Below are 14004 nucleotides of genomic sequence, written 5' to 3'. Positions count from 1 at the left end.
TCGGTGCCATGGCGCACTCCACACCGGACCTGGGCATCGGGCAGGTCGCCGAACGCACCGGTCTCAGCATCGACGCGTTGCGGTTCTACGAACGCGAGGGACTGCTCGTGAGCCCGGTGCGGCGCGGGTCCACCGGAAGGCGCCGCTACGACGAGCGGGACGTGGAGTGGCTGGTCTACTGCACGAAGTTCCGCGCCTCGGGCATGCCGCTGGCCACGATCCGCCGCTTCGCCGAGCTCGTCCGCCGGGGACCCGGCACCGAGGAGGACCGCCTCGCGCTGCTGCGACGGCACCGGGAGGAGCTGGTCGCCAGGATCAGCGAGCTGACCGGCTGCCTCGACGTGATCGACCACAAGATCGGCGTCTACGAGGAGCACCTCGAGCGGGGAGCGGCGCACGAGCTCTGGAACACCGCGGTGCCCGCGGAACGCGCGCCGTCCCCGGGGGTCAGTGCTTGACCAGGCGCAGCGCCTCCTGCTCGATGGTCTCCTCGTCCAGCAGCACGTGGTAGGCGGCGTCGCCGAGCGGGATGAAGCTGTCCTCGCCCGCGACCCGCCCGACCGCGCCGTCGAAGCCGCCGTCGACCAGCGCGGTGACCACCGCCTCGGACACTCCTCCCGAGCGCCGGGTCTCGTCGACCACCAGCACCCTGCCGGTCGCTCGCGCCGCCGCGAGCAGGTCGTCGACGGGAAGGGGAGCCAGCCAACGCAGGTCCAGGACGCGGGCGCCGATCCCGTGCTCGCGCAGCCGCGCCGCGACCCGCAGGCTCATCGGCACGCCGTTGCCGAAGGTGACCAGTGTGAGGTCCCGGCCGTCGCCGTGCTCGCTGGCCCGGCCGATCGGCACGTGCCCGGTCCCCGGCTCCGGATACCGCGCGAGCCAGCCGCCGTCTCCGGACTCGTGCAGGTCGCGGGTGTGGTACAGCGCGATCGGTTCCAGGAACACGCACACCCGCCCGTCCTCGCGGGCGGCGGCGACGCAGGTGCGCAGCATCGCCGCGGCGTCGTCGGGACGCGACGGTGAGGCCACGACCACGCCCGGCAGGTCCCGCAGCGCGGTGACGCTGTTGTCGTTGTGGAAGTGGCCGCCGAAGCCCTTCTGGTAGCCGTAGCCGGCGATGCGCACGACCATCGGGTTGCGGTAGCGGCCGTTGGAGAAGAAGCCCAGCGTGGCGGCCTCGCCGCGCAGCTGGTCGGCCGCGTTGTGCAAGTAGGCCAGGTACTGGATCTCCGGGATCGGCAGCAGGCCCGCGAGCCCGGCGCCCAGCGCGGTGCCGAGGATGCTCTGCTCGTCCAGCAGCGTGTCGAAGACCCGCGCGCTGCCGAACTTCTTGCGCAGCCCGCGGGTCACGCCGTACACGCCGCCCTTGCGGGCGACGTCCTCGCCGAAGACCAGTGCGCCGTCGTCGCGGGCGAGCTCGTCGGCCAGCGACCGGTTGATGGCCTGCGCCAGCGTCAGGGGCCCCTCCGCCTCCGGCGGCTTGCCGCCGAAAGCACGCGCCCTGGCGTCCTGGTCGGACGAGGCCGCCCGCCGCTCGACGGCTTCCGGGTCGTCCTGGGCGATGGAGGCCATCACCTCGGCGGCGTTGGCGAGCTTGCGCCGGGTGAGGGCGTCCTCGGCCACCCGCGCGACCTCATCGCGTTTGGCCTCGTAGCGGGTGACCACCTCGTCAGGCGTCAGAATTCCGTGGCGCACCAGGGTTTTCGCGGTCGCGAGCACCGGGTCGCGGTCGTAGTCGGCGACGATCTCGCTGCGCGCCCGGTATCCGGACTCCACATCGGACCCGGCGTGGCCCATCAGGCGGACCGTCCGCAGGTGCAGGAACGCCGGCGCCCGGTTCGCCCGGACCCAGTCGGCGGCCTCGCGCGCGACGTCGAGGCAGCGCAGCGGGTCGTCCCCGTCGGCGGTGAAGTAGCGCAGCCCGGGCCGCTGCCCGTAGGTGGACTCGATCCAGCCCTGGGGGGTGCGGACGCTGATCCCGATCCCGTTGTCCTCGCACACCAGCAGCAGCGGCATCGGCACGCCCTGGTGCGCGCAGTGCAGTGCCGAGTTGATCGCTCCGGTGGCGGTGGAATGGTTCGCCGAAGCGTCCCCGAAGCTGCACACCACGACCGAGTCCGGCGCCCACTCGTTGCCGACCCCGAGCTGGGTGGCGCGGCCGAGGGAGAACGCCAGGCCCACCGCGCGCGGCAGGTGCGAGGCGATCGTGGAGGTCTGCGGGATGACGCCGAGGTCGCCGTGGCCGAACACCTTGTGCCGTCCGGCCGAGACCGGCTCGTCGGCCGAGGCGACCACGCCGAGCATCACGTCGCGCAGCGGGTCGTGCCCCGGGACCTGGCGTGCGCGGTGGACGTAGAAGCCGCCCGAGCGGTAGTGCAGCAACGCCGGGTCGGTGGGGCGCAGCGCGTCGGCCACCGCCGCGTTGGACTCGTGCCCGGACGAACCGATGCTGTAGTAGCCGAGCTTGCGGGAACCGAGCTGCCTGGCGGCGAAGTCCAGGTGCCTGCTGCCTGCCTGGGAGTCGAACAGGGCGAGCAGGCGGCCGGAGTCCACCTCCGCCTCCGCCGACGGCGTCCCGGTGGGCAGCCCGGAGACGGTGTTGAGGAAGTGCTCGTCGATGGGCTCGCGGCCGTTCATGGCGCCTCCGCTCGGATCGGCTGCCGCCGCTCACCGGCGTGCCAGCTCTCGGCCAGCGCCGCGCACGACCTGGCCAGGTACTCCAGCGCGATGGGCAGCAGCGGGTTGGTGTTCTGCTTGCGGTGCAGGGTGCGCACCCTGCGGTGCGGCTGCCACCCGGCGATCCGGCTGAAGCGCACGTGGTCGTCACCGAGCGCCATGGCGGGCAGGACCGCGACGCCGAGCCCGCGGGCGACCAGGTCCCGGATGACGGCGTAGTCGTTGCTGCGGAAGATGATGCGCGGCACGAAGCCCGCCGCCGCGGCCAGCCGCACCAGCGAGCGGGCGCCCGCGGTGTCCTGGCGGGTGCAGATCCACGCCTCGTCGGACAGCTCGCGCAGGTCGACCTCCGGCGACCCGGCCAGCGGGTGGGAGTCCGGCAGCGCCAGCCGCAGCGGCTCGGCCATCAGCTCGGTGACGCACAGCTCCACCGGCCACTGCCGGGGGTCCAGGTCGTACTCGAAGACCACCGCCGCGTCGACGACGCCGTCGAGCACCCCGTCGAGGACCTCGTCCGGCTCGCCCTCGTCGAGCTGCACCTCGGCGTTGGGTCGCTGCGCGACCACCGCGGCCAGCACGTCCGGCAGCACCCGCGCGTTGGCGGTGGCGAAGCTGGCCAGCCGCAGGCTGCCCTCGTCGCCGACGACCATCGCGTGGACCTCGCGCTCCAGCGCGTCCAGCGCGCCGAGCGCGTCCCTGCTGCGCTCGGCCAGCCGGATCGCCAGCCCGGTGCTGCGCGCGCTGCGGGCGGAGCGCTCGAACAGCGAGGCGCCGATGGCGCGTTCGAGCAACACCATCTGCTGCGAGACGGCGGAGGCGGTGTAGCCGAGGACCCGGCCCGCTTCGGCGAACGAGCCGGTGCGCACGCACTCCTGGAGGGTCCTCAGGTGGATCGGGTTGAGCATGGTGGTCCTTACGCGGTCACGGCCTCGGGCCGGGCCTCCTGGCGGGGCAGGCGCCCGCGCAACCGCATCGCCGTGCGCACCCGGTCCTGGGCCAGCCGCAGCGCGGCCTCGTGCGGCAGGACGTCGTGCTCGCGCGCGATGTCGAGCACGACGGCGGTGTTGTCCCGGGACCGGCGCGCCACCTCGTCGAGGATCAGCGCGGGCTCGGGGCGGAACGCCGACCTGCGGGCGTCCATCGCGAACCCGGCCGCGATCGCGCCGCCTGCGTTGGCGATGAAGTCGGGGACCACGGTGATGCCGCGCGCTGCCAGCAGCGACCGGGCACCGGGTGTGGTGGGCAGGTTCGCCCCCTCGACGACCAGGTCGGCGCGCACCTCGCCGGCCAGCCGCTCGTCGATGACGTCCTGCCCGGCCGCGGGCACCAGCACGTCGCAGTCGACGACCAGCTCCTGGCCGCGCGGGACGCGCAGGTGGTCCGGGGCAGCCTGCACGCAGGCGTCGCCGAGCTCGGCGCGCGCCGCCAGCCAGTACCCGACGTCGAGACCGTCCGGGTCGTGCACCGTGCCGTCGACCGTGGACAGCGCGACCACCTGCGCGCCGAGTTCGGCGAGCCTGCGGGCCGCGGCGGTGCCCACCGCGCCGAAGCCCTGCAACGAGACCCGGGCACCGGCCAGCTCGCGGCCGAGGCGGGCCATCGCCGCGTCGGCGGACTCGGCGACCCCGTGACCGGTGACGCCGAGCTGGTCGTAGGGCACCCCGCCGAGCGACTCGGGCACGCCGACCGCCGCGCCGCGGTCGCCCAGCTCGTCCTGGATGATCGCGGCGTCGTCCTCGGTCATGCCCATGTCCAGGCCCGCGACGTAGCTGGCCGGGATCTGGTCGGCCAGCCTGCGGGCGAACGCCCGCACGATCCGCTCCTTGTCCGGTGAGCCCGGGTCGGCGTTGATGCCGGCCTTCGCGCCGCCGTGGAAGAGGTCCACCGCGGCCCACTTCCACGTCATCACCCTGGCCAGGCGGGCGATCTCGGTCACCGTCACCGACGGGCTCATCCGCGTACCGCCCTTGCCGGTTCCGCGCGCGGTGTTGTCGATGACCAGCACCCCGCGCATACCGGTCCGGGCGTCGGAGACGCACACGACCTTCTCCGGGCCCCACTCGTCGATCTCCTGCAACAGATCACGCACCGTCGTGCTCCTTTGTGACGCAACGCCCCCGATGGTGCGTTGCGGGAATCCGCGCGAAGCGCGGACGCGGACAGGTGAAGTGCTTGCGGCGGTCACACGCAGTTGTGCTCGGGCCGGACCTCGGCGCCCTCGAACCGGCGGACGCTGAGACCGGAGACGTCGACGGCGGGGGTGCGGCCGAGCACGAGATCGCGCATGACCTCGCCGATCGCCGGCCCCTGCAGGAAGCCGTGCCCGGAGAACCCGGTCGCGTACAGGAACCTGCTGACCTCCGCCGACTCGCCCACCAGGGCGTTGTGGTCGGGCGTGATCTCGTAGAGCCCCGCCCAGCCGTGCGCGACACCGACTTCCGACAGCGCCGGAGCCCGCCGGGCCACCGCCTCCGAGAGCCCGTCGAGCCAGGCGTCGTCGGTGCCGAGCCGGAACCCGTACTCCTCGTCGGGGTCGGACATGCCGATGAGCAGTCCCGGCCCTTCGTCGTGGAAGTAGAAGCTGGTGGAGAAGTCGATGGTGAACGGCATCCGCGGGGGCATCCCGGGCACCGGCTCGGTCACCAGGATCTGCCGCCGCAGCGGGCGGACGGGCAGCTCCACCCCGGCCATCTCGCCCAGCGCCGCCGACCACGCGCCGGTCGCGCAGACCACGGTCGAGGTCGCGACCCGGCCCTGCGCGGTGCGCACACCGGTGATCTCGCCGTCGTCGACGTCGATGCCCGTGACCTCGCAGTGCCGTCGGATCACCGCGCCGTGCCGCCGCGCGCCCTGGGCATAGCCCTGAACCACGGCCTCCGGGGTGCAGTGGCCGTCGGTCGGCGAGAACGCCGCGGCCAGGAGCCCGTCGGGCTCGACGTACGGGGAGAGCTCGCGGGCCTGCTCGACGGTGAGCATCCGGCTGGGCACCCCGAGGGAGTTCTGCAGCTCGACGCTGCGCTCGAACGCGGCGACGTCCTCCGGATCGGCCAGCAGGAACAGGTAGCCGTGCTGCTTGAGGTCGATCTCGCCGCCGGGCCTGCCGGCGAACTCCTCGAACGCCCGCAGGCTGCGCCGCCCCAGCTCGATGTTCACCGGGTCGGAGAACATCGCCCGGATCCCGCCCGCCGCCTTGCTGGTGCTGCCCGCGCCCAGCTCGTCCCGCTCCAGCAGCAGGACGTCGACGCCGGCCTCGGCGAGGTGGAAGGCGGTGCTCACGCCCATCACCCCGCCGCCGGCCACGACGACCTCCGCCCGTGGCGGCAGGGTCATGCGCCACCCCCCAGCTCCGGAGGCAGCCGGTAGTCCATCTCCGGCTCGACGGTGTCGACGTCCATCTGGGCCTTCTGCAGCTTGCCGGAGAAGTCCCAGTTCAGCGACTGCCAGCGGGTGAACTGGTCGAGCACCCAGATCCCGGACTGGCGGCTGCCGTTGCCGGAGCGGCCGTTGCCGCCGAAGGGCAGGTGCGCCTCGGCTCCGGAGGTGGAGTTGTTGACGCTGACCATGCCCGCCCCGATGCCCTGGCGGAAGCGGAACGCCGTCTGCGGGTTGGTGGTGTAGACGGCGGCCGACAGCCCGTAGCCCGGCAGGTTGCCCAGCTCGATCGCCTCGTCGAGGGTGTCGAAGGTGCTCACGCCCACGATCGGGCCGAAGGTCTCCTGGCGGAAGACGTGGTCGTCGGGCCGCAGGCCGTCCAGCAGCACCGGGTGGTAGTACAGCCCGGTCGACGGGTCGCCGTGGAAGCCCTTGCGCGGCGCGGACTCGGTGATCCGGCCGACCGACTCCGAGCCGAGCACGGTGTGGTGGTCGGCGATCGTGCCGAGCACGGACTCGAAACCGTCGGCGAACTTCTGGTCCAGCAGCGGGCCGTAGAGCACGTCGCCGGTCGGCTCGCCGATCGTGGCCGAGCGCAGCGCCTCGTCCAGGCGCGAGACGAACTCGTCGTGCAGGTCGCGGTGCACGATCAGGTTGCCCAGCGAGGTGCAGCGCTGGCCGGCCGTGCCCCAGCCGGAGAACAGCGCGCCCTCCACCGCCAGGTCCAGGTCGGCGTCGGCGGCCACGACCATCGGGTTCTTGCCGCCCAGCTCCAGGCACGGGCTCTGCAGGTGGCGTCCGCAGAGCTCGCCGACGCGGGTGCCGACCGCGCTGGAACCGGTGAAGCCGACCTTGTTGACCGTGCCCGCCTCCAAGGCGGCCTCCAGGCCCTTGAAGGTCGCCTCGCCATCGGCGTAGACGAGGTTGAGCACGCCGCGCGGCACGCCGGCGCGCCACGCCAGCTCGGCGACCGCGCGGGCGGCGGCCGCGGCGTACTCGGCGGGCTTCCACACCACGGCGTTGCCGCACAGCAGCGCCGGGACGATGTACCAGGAGGGCACCGCGACCGGGAAGTTGCCCGCGGTGATCACCGCGGCGACCCCGACCGGGACCCGGAAGGTGAACAGCTGCTTGTCGGGCATCTCCGACGGCACGGTCTGCCCGTAGAGCCTGCGCCCCTCGCCGAGGAAGAAGTCGCAGGTGTCGATGATCTCCTGGACCTCGCCCAGCGCCTCGGCGTAGGGCTTGCCGATCTCGCGGGTCACCAGCTTGGCCAGCGACTCCTTGTTCGCCTCGACCAGCCGTCCCAGGCCCGCGACCACGCGGCCGCGCACCGGGGCGGGCACCTGGGCCCACTCGCGCTGGGCGCGCTGGGCGTTCTCGGCGGCGACGCGCAGGGTGTCCGGGCCGCCGAGCCGGACCCGCGCCACCACGTCGTCGAGGTTCGACGGGTTGCGCGAGAGGTACTCGGTGCCGCCGTCGTCCACGGCCGTGGTGTCCGGGCCGATCACTGAGCTCAACGTCGACTCCACCGACATTCCACCTCTTCCTCGTCGCTGATCGCAGCCGGGCTGTGACCCGGTGGGGCCACCGTAATGCCGGAGGGGGCGATCGGCGGAGAATCAGAAGAGTGATTTCTTCTCGAACTGAGGGACAGCGCCACTGTCGCTCGAACACGCTCCGGAGTTGATCACCCTGTCCGGCCCGGGTGCCCGTGTGGCACCGTGCTGCGCATCGGCGGCCGGGTGGGCCGCGGGGCGACGGAGGTGGACATGCGGGTGTGCAGCGACGAGCAGGTGGCCGAGGCGCTCGACGTCGACGCGGCGATCCGTTCGCAGCGGCTGGCGTTCGAGTGGCTGGGCAGGGGAGAGGTGCAACTGGCCGAGAAGGTCGCGCTGCGCACCGGTGACGACACCACCCTGTGCTACCTGAGCAGGCTCTCCCCGGCCCACGGTGCGGTGAGCAAGCTGGTCGCGGTCCACCCCGGCAACGCGGAGGAGGGTCTGCCCGCGATCTCGGCGACGGTCCTCGTGCTGGACGCGGTCACCGGGCGGACGGTCGCGGTCATGGCCGCCACCGCCCTGACCGAGCTGCGCACGGCGGCAGGCAGCGCGGTGGCCGCCGACGCGCTCGCGCTGCCGTCGGCCGACGAACTCGCCGTGATCGGCTCCGGCGTGCAGGCCAGGGCGCACGTCCGCGCCATCGCGCGGGTGCGGCGGCTGCGCGAGGTGCGGATCTTCAGCCGCGACCCGCGGCGACGGGAGTCGGCGGCGGCCGAGCTTTCGGCCGAGCTGGGGCTGGCGGTGCGGGCCGTCGGCAGCGCGGCCGAAGCCGTCCGCTCGGCGCCCGTCGTGGTCACCTGCACGCTCTCGGCGCAGCCGGTCGTGCCGACCGACCGGATCGAGGCGGGGGCGACCGTGCTCAGCGTCGGCAGCTTCGAACCGCACCGCCGCGAGGTGGACGAGCTGCTCGTCCGGCGCGCCGGCGCGGTCGTGGTCGACGACGTCGCGACCGCCGCGTCGCACGCGGGCCCCGTCGTGCACGCCCTGGAGCGGGGCGACATCACCCGGGACGGGTTGCGGTCGCTGGGCGAGGTGCTGCTCGGTCGCGCACCCGGGCGCACCCGCGACGACCAGGTGGTGTTCTTCAACAGCGTCGGCCTCGGCGTGCAGGACGCGGCGGCGGCGCACGCGGTGCTCGGCACGCTGTGAGTCCACCGCGGTGAGTCCGGCGCGGCGCGGTCAGTCCCGGCGGGGCTGGTGCTCAGCATGAGCGTTCCGCATGCTCGCGGGGTTTTCCGGACGGCCGCCATGGATGAACATGCCCGCAACCGGGTCGGCGTGATCCCACTCGAGCGCAGGCAGCGCGATCCGCGCCGGCCAGTCGGAGGTTGCAGTTGCGTGAGAATCCCGTGGCATCCGGCGGTTCCCTGTTCGGCACCGGGCCGAACGGGGTGTTCCGCCGCACGGTGCCCCGTCCGGAAACCGAGTCCGAACGACGCATGGTGCGGGTCCTCGGCCTGCCGCAGCTGACGATGATCGGCGTCGGCGCGATCATCGGCGCCGGCATCTTCAGCCTCGCGGGCGCGGTCGCCAGGGACATCGCGGGGCCCGCGGTGCTGGTCTCGTTCCTCATCGCGGGCGCGGCGTCGCTGTGCGCGGCCTTCGCCTACGCCGAGTTCGCCGGCATGGTGCCCCGCGCCGGGTCGTCCTACACCTACGCCGCGGCGGTGCTGGGCGAGGTGGTCGGCTGGATCATCGGCTGGGACCTGCTGCTGGAGTACACCGCGATCGTCGCGACGGTGTCGATCGGCATGTCGGGCTACGTCGGCTACCTGCTGGAGGTGGTGGGCGTGGACCTGCCGCTGTGGATGCAGGGAGCGCCGGGCACCGGTGAGGGCCACCGCGTGGACCTGATCGCGATGCTGATCTGCCTCGGCGTGGCGTGGCTGCTCAACCGGGGCACCAGGACCTCCGCGCGGGTCGACGTGGTGCTGACCGCGGTCAAGATCGCGGTGGTGCTGCTGGTGGTCGTGGTCGGTCTGTCCAGAGTGGACTTCGGTAACCTGGAGCCGTTCGCGCCCTTCGGCTGGGGCGGGGCGGTGACCGGTGCGGCGACGGTGTTCTTCGCGGTCTTCGGCTACGACGCGCTGAGCACGGCCGCCGAGGAGTCGGTCGACGCGCGCAGGCTGCTGCCCAAGGCGATGGTGCTGTCGCTGGCCATCTCGATGGTGCTCTACGTGCTCGCCTGCGTCGTGCTCACCGGGATGGTGCACTACACCCAGGTCGACCCCGACAGCGGTTTCTCCAGCGCGTTCAGCAGTGTCGGCTTGCAGGGCGTGGCGGTGGTGATCGCCGTCGGCGCGGTGCTGGGCATCGTGACCGTCAGCTTCTCGTTCATGATGGGGGCGTCCCGGCTGTGGTACGCGCTCAGCCGCGACGGGCTCATGCCGAAGTGGTTCGGCGAACTGCACCCGGTGCGCCGGGTTCCGCACCGGGCGACGTGGATCCTCGGCGTCGTCTCGGCGGTGCTGGCCGGGCTGCTGCCGGTGGAGGAGGCCGCGGAGCTGACCAACATCGGCGTCCTGTTCGCCTTCGTGCTCGTGTGCGCCGCGGTGGTCGTGCTGCGCTACCGGCGTCCCGACCTGCCGCGCGGTTTCCGCTGCCCCGGCATGCCCGTCGTGCCCGTACTCGGCGTGCTGTTCTCCGCCTGGCTGATGTCGTTCCTGTCGGGGGAGACCTGGCTGCGGCTGGGCATGTGGCTGGTGCTCGGCCTGGTCGTCTACGCCCTCTACGGCTACCGCAACACGCGCAGGGTGATGCCCGGCGGTTCGGTCGACCTGTCCGAGCTGCCCGGCCGGAGGTGAGCCGGCGGCGCGCATGGGCGATCATGGGCGCCTGGCGCCGCTGGAGGAGGAGAGCGTGGGATTCGCCGATCGCTTGCGCGAGGCGCTCGAGCCGGGCTGGGCGGACTTCCCCGGCCGGGTCGGGTTCGCCGCATGGGACCTCGACGAGCGGGAACCGGTCCTGTTCGGCGCTCGGCGGGTGGTGCACCCGGCCAGCACGATCAAGGTCCTGGTGATGCTCACCGCCCTGCGGGAGGTCCAGCGCGGCGGCCTCGCGCTGGACACCGAGGTGCGGTTCCCCGACGAGCGGGTCGGCGGCGCCGGGGTGCTCAAGGACCTGCCGGGCCTGCGGTGCCTCGAGCTGGCCGATGCCATCACCCTGATGATCTCCATAAGCGACAACACGGCCACCAACGCTGTGATCGAGGCGGTCGGCTTCGAGGCGGTCGGCGAGCTGGCCGCGGAGCTCGGCTGCGAGGGCACGCAGGTCCAGCGGCTGCTCATGCGGGTGCAGGACCCCGGCCGCAACACCACCTGCGCGCTGGACCAGGCCCGCATCCTCGACTCCCTCGCCAGGGGAACGGTTCTTCCGCCGCGGCTCACCCAGCACGCGTTGTGGGTGCTGTCGCGGCAGCAGGTCCGGGACCGCCTGCCCGCGCTGCTGCCGGAAGGCGCGCGGTGCTGGAACAAGACCGGCGAGATCGACGGTTCCCGCCACGACGTCGCGCTGATCGGCGACCACGAGCGCCCGCGCGCGGTGGTGGCGGTGCTCGTCGACGAGCTGGCCGACCACCGCGCGGGCGCGGCCCGCATCGCCGGTCTCGGGCTCAGCGTCTACGAGGCGCTGGACTGATCAGGCCTCGGCCACCTCGACCTCGACGGCGTAGGACCGCGACTCGCCCGGCTCCAGCACCGGAAGCTCGCCCGCGGCGCGGGCGGCGGCGCGGCCGCCGATCACCCGGCAGTTGGCGGGCTCGATGCCGAGCACGTAGGTGCCTGCACCGAGCATCTTCCACTGGAACAGCCCGGGAAGCCGCCTGGTGTCGAAGCGGATGGCCAGCGACAGCCCCAGATCCGGGTTGAGCAGCCGCGCCTCGGCCGGTCCGGGCTCGGCGAAGTCGTGGCGGAAGACCTGTTCGGCGAAACCCGGGCTGGGCGCGGTGAAGGTGTCCCAGGAGCCGAGCCCGCGCTCGGCTTCGGCGTCGCGCGCGACGGGTTCGGCCCCGGGGACGCGCAGGACGCTGCCGCTGTCGAGCAGCGGCCAGCCGAGGTTCATGTGGTAGAGCACCATGTGCGGCTGCGGCTCGAAGCCCTCGTTGGTCACGGTGTCGGTGACGGTGACCGCGCGCGAGCCCAGTTCGGTGGTGATGGCGCGGTCCAGCACGATGTTCTCGCCGAACAACCGCGTCTGCCGGAGCCTGCCGGTGACCTCCAGCCGCCCGTCGGCCACGGTGTTGACCTGCTGGGCGGCGAGTCCGCTCGCCCTGCCGTGCAGCCCGAACTCCTGGCCCTCGTCGGTGGCGGGCGCGCCGAACTGGTCGAGGCCGCAGGTGGTGAGCAGCCCTCCGCCGAAAGTGCGTTGCCAGCCCGTGCCCTCGTGCTCGACGTGCCCGGGTCCGACGTGCCCGGCGGGGGAGATCCAGGCCAGCGGCACACCCCGGAAGCTCGCCGCCCCGAGGTCGAGGCCGCGGTCCGGCAGCACGTCGAACACCAGCCCCGACCCGGTGCGCACCTGGAACCGGCGGGCGCCCCTGGCCGGTCCGTCCTCCTCGCAGAACCGGTCGATGCCGGCCACCTGGGCCGGCGATCCCACGTACTGCCGCAACCGCTGCGGTGACTGCTCGTCCAAGTACCACACGCGGCCGATCCTGCCACGGACCGGCGTTCCCGCCGCCGGGCGGACACCGGTCATGGGGGAACCAAGGGCGCTCAGACGATGCGACCGTCCACAACGGTCATGTCGACGCCGCACAGCCCGATCTCGTTCGCGGGCAGGGAGAACGGGTCGCCCTCGAGCACCACCAGATCCGCCGCCTTGCCGAGCTCGATCGTGCCGACCTCGTGCTCGACGTGGTTCACCCACGCGCTGCCCGCGGTGTAGGCGGCCAGCGCGTCGACCAGGTCCAGCCCCTGCTCGGGCAGGAACGGGTCGTCGTCACCGGGCTCGCGGCGGTTGACCGCGACGTGCACCGCACGCATGGGCGAGGCGTCCGACACCGGCCAGTCGCTGCCCGCGGCGAGCACGGCACCCGCGGCGCGCAGCGACCGGAACGGGTACTGCCATCCCGCGCGGCGGTGCCCCAGGTGCGGCACCGTCAGCTCGGTCATCGCCGCGTCGTTGACCGCCCACATCGCCTGGATCGTGGCGGCCACGCCGAGCTCGTGGAAGCGCGGCACGTCGCTCGGCTGCACCACCTGCACGTGCGCGATCTGGTGGCGCAGGTCGTTCATGCCGTTGGCGGCCCGCGCCGCCTCCACCGCGTCGAGCGTGTCGCGGATGGCCCGGTCGCCGACCGCGTGGAAGTGCAGCTGGAAACCCTCGGCGTCGAGCAGCCGCACGGCGCGCGACAGCGCTTCCCGCGTCAGGTAGGAAAGTCCGCTGCCGTGGCCGCCGACGTAGGGCAGCAGCATCGCGGCGGTCAGGTTCTCGCAGACACCGTCCTGCATGATCTTGACCGTCTCGGCCCGGAAGCGCTCGCCGCGCGCCTGTTCCCGCCGCGCGAGCAGCTCTGGGATCTGCGACTCGTCGCGCTCGCGGTCCCACCAAAGCGCGCCGCGGACGCGGCCGGTGAGCAGGCCCCGCCGGTCCAGGTCCACGTAGGTCCCGAGCGTGTCGGCGTAGCCTAGGTAGGGGCCGATGATGGCGTCGTGCCAGCTCGTCACGCCGAGCGAGTGCAGAACCCGCTGCCCTTCGAGCAAGCCCTCCCGGTACTGCTGCTCGGTGGTCGCGGGCACGACGCGGGAGACCAGCGCCGTGGCACCTTCGTGCAACGTCCCGGCCGGACCGCCGTCGCGGTCGCGTTCCACCCGGCCGTCCGGCGGATCCGGCGTGTCGCGGTCGACGCCGGCCAGCCGCAGCGCCGCGCTGTTCACCCAGGCGCCGTGGTGGTCGCGGTTGATCAGGTAGGCCGGACGATCCCCGGTCACCGCGTCCAGCGCCTCGCGCGAGGGCGTGCCGCCGGGGAACTGCCCCATGTCCCAGCCGCCACCCAGCACCCACTCGGTGTCGGGGCGCGACCGCGCGTACTCCCCGATGCGCCGCAGGCAGTCCTGCGCGTCGGCGCTGTCGGTCAGATCGCAGCGCAGCCGTTGGAGGCCGCCGTAGACCGGGTGCACGTGCGCGTCGTGGAACCCCGGCAGCAGCAGCCGCCCGCGCAGGTCGACGACCTCGGTGGAAGGCGTGATGCGGGAGCGCACGTCCGGCCCGCCGAGCGCCACGATCCGTCCGCCGCGCACCGCGACCGCGTCGGTGGCGGACCGGGCGGAGTCCATTGTGGCCACCGGGCCGCCGACGAAGGCCAGCTCCGCGGGCCCGCCGTCACCACTCCGCGATGGACCGTTGCGCATGTCCGTCTCCCACGTCCGCGGTCATTGTGGCAGCCGCAGCCGGT

11 protein-coding genes are annotated in these 14004 nt (G+C 73.2%); 4 read left to right on the top strand and 7 right to left on the bottom strand.

Features of this window, described 5'->3' with window-relative positions; all coding sequences use genetic code 11:
* Positions 1-8: 8 nt before the first annotated feature.
* The gene (locus SACE_RS18835; protein WP_009947867.1) at positions 9-458 is read left to right on the top strand and encodes a MerR family transcriptional regulator; all 450 of its coding nucleotides are present in this window, start codon (positions 9-11) and stop codon (positions 456-458) included.
* Here the strand turns inward: SACE_RS18835 and SACE_RS18830 are convergent.
* From SACE_RS18830 to SACE_RS18810, 5 genes are all read right to left on the bottom strand, one after another.
* Positions 448-2637: a thiamine pyrophosphate-dependent enzyme gene (locus tag SACE_RS18830; RefSeq protein WP_009947868.1), complete on the bottom strand. Its 2190-nt coding sequence runs from the start codon at positions 2635-2637 to the stop codon at positions 448-450. The genes SACE_RS18835 and SACE_RS18830 overlap by 11 nt on opposite strands.
* Positions 2634-3581, bottom strand: coding sequence for a LysR family transcriptional regulator (locus tag SACE_RS18825; protein ID WP_009947869.1), 948 nt, complete (start codon positions 3579-3581; stop codon positions 2634-2636). The genes SACE_RS18830 and SACE_RS18825 overlap by 4 nt, the downstream gene beginning before the upstream one ends.
* 8 nt (positions 3582-3589) lie before the next feature.
* On the bottom strand, positions 3590-4765 hold the full coding sequence (locus SACE_RS18820) for a Glu/Leu/Phe/Val family dehydrogenase (RefSeq protein ID WP_009947871.1): 1176 nt from the start codon (positions 4763-4765) through the stop codon (positions 3590-3592).
* Positions 4766-4857: 92 nt separating this feature from the next.
* Positions 4858-6006 carry an NAD(P)/FAD-dependent oxidoreductase gene (locus SACE_RS18815; protein ID WP_009947872.1) on the bottom strand — a complete coding sequence of 383 codons (1149 nt, stop codon included), beginning with the start codon at positions 6004-6006 and terminating at the stop codon, positions 4858-4860.
* Positions 6003-7559, bottom strand: a complete 1557-nt coding sequence (locus tag SACE_RS18810; protein ID WP_009947873.1) for an aldehyde dehydrogenase family protein — start codon at positions 7557-7559, stop codon at positions 6003-6005. Before SACE_RS18810 ends, SACE_RS18815 begins: the two co-directional genes overlap by 4 nt.
* 213 nt (positions 7560-7772) lie before the next feature.
* Between SACE_RS18810 and SACE_RS18805 the strand changes: the two genes are divergently transcribed.
* The 3 genes from SACE_RS18805 (at position 7773) to SACE_RS18795 (ending at position 11246) form a co-directional block, all read left to right on the top strand.
* Positions 7773-8759 (top strand): ornithine cyclodeaminase family protein, encoded by a 987-nt coding sequence (locus SACE_RS18805; RefSeq protein ID WP_009947874.1) that lies wholly within the window; start codon positions 7773-7775, stop codon positions 8757-8759.
* A 200-nt stretch (positions 8760-8959) separates the two neighbouring features.
* Entirely contained in the window at positions 8960-10414 is a 1455-nt protein-coding gene (locus SACE_RS18800) for an amino acid permease (protein ID WP_009947875.1), read from the top strand.
* 55 nt (positions 10415-10469) lie between these two features.
* Positions 10470-11246 (top strand): serine hydrolase, encoded by a 777-nt coding sequence (locus tag SACE_RS18795; protein WP_231849693.1) that lies wholly within the window; start codon positions 10470-10472, stop codon positions 11244-11246.
* Here SACE_RS18795 and SACE_RS18790 read toward each other — a convergent pair whose 3' ends face one another.
* Both SACE_RS18790 and SACE_RS18785 read right to left on the bottom strand, forming a co-directional pair.
* Positions 11247-12251: an aldose 1-epimerase family protein gene (locus SACE_RS18790; protein ID WP_231849692.1), complete on the bottom strand. Its 1005-nt coding sequence runs from the start codon at positions 12249-12251 to the stop codon at positions 11247-11249.
* A 71-nt stretch (positions 12252-12322) separates the two neighbouring features.
* Positions 12323-13960: an amidohydrolase gene (locus SACE_RS18785; protein ID WP_009947879.1), complete on the bottom strand. Its 1638-nt coding sequence runs from the start codon at positions 13958-13960 to the stop codon at positions 12323-12325.
* Between the last annotated feature and the right edge of the window lie 44 nt (positions 13961-14004).

This window comes from Saccharopolyspora erythraea NRRL 2338, assembly GCF_000062885.1.
Taxonomy (GTDB): Bacteria; Actinomycetota; Actinomycetes; order Mycobacteriales; family Pseudonocardiaceae; genus Saccharopolyspora_D; species Saccharopolyspora_D erythraea.
This window is presented reverse-complemented; position numbering and strand designations above follow the sequence as displayed.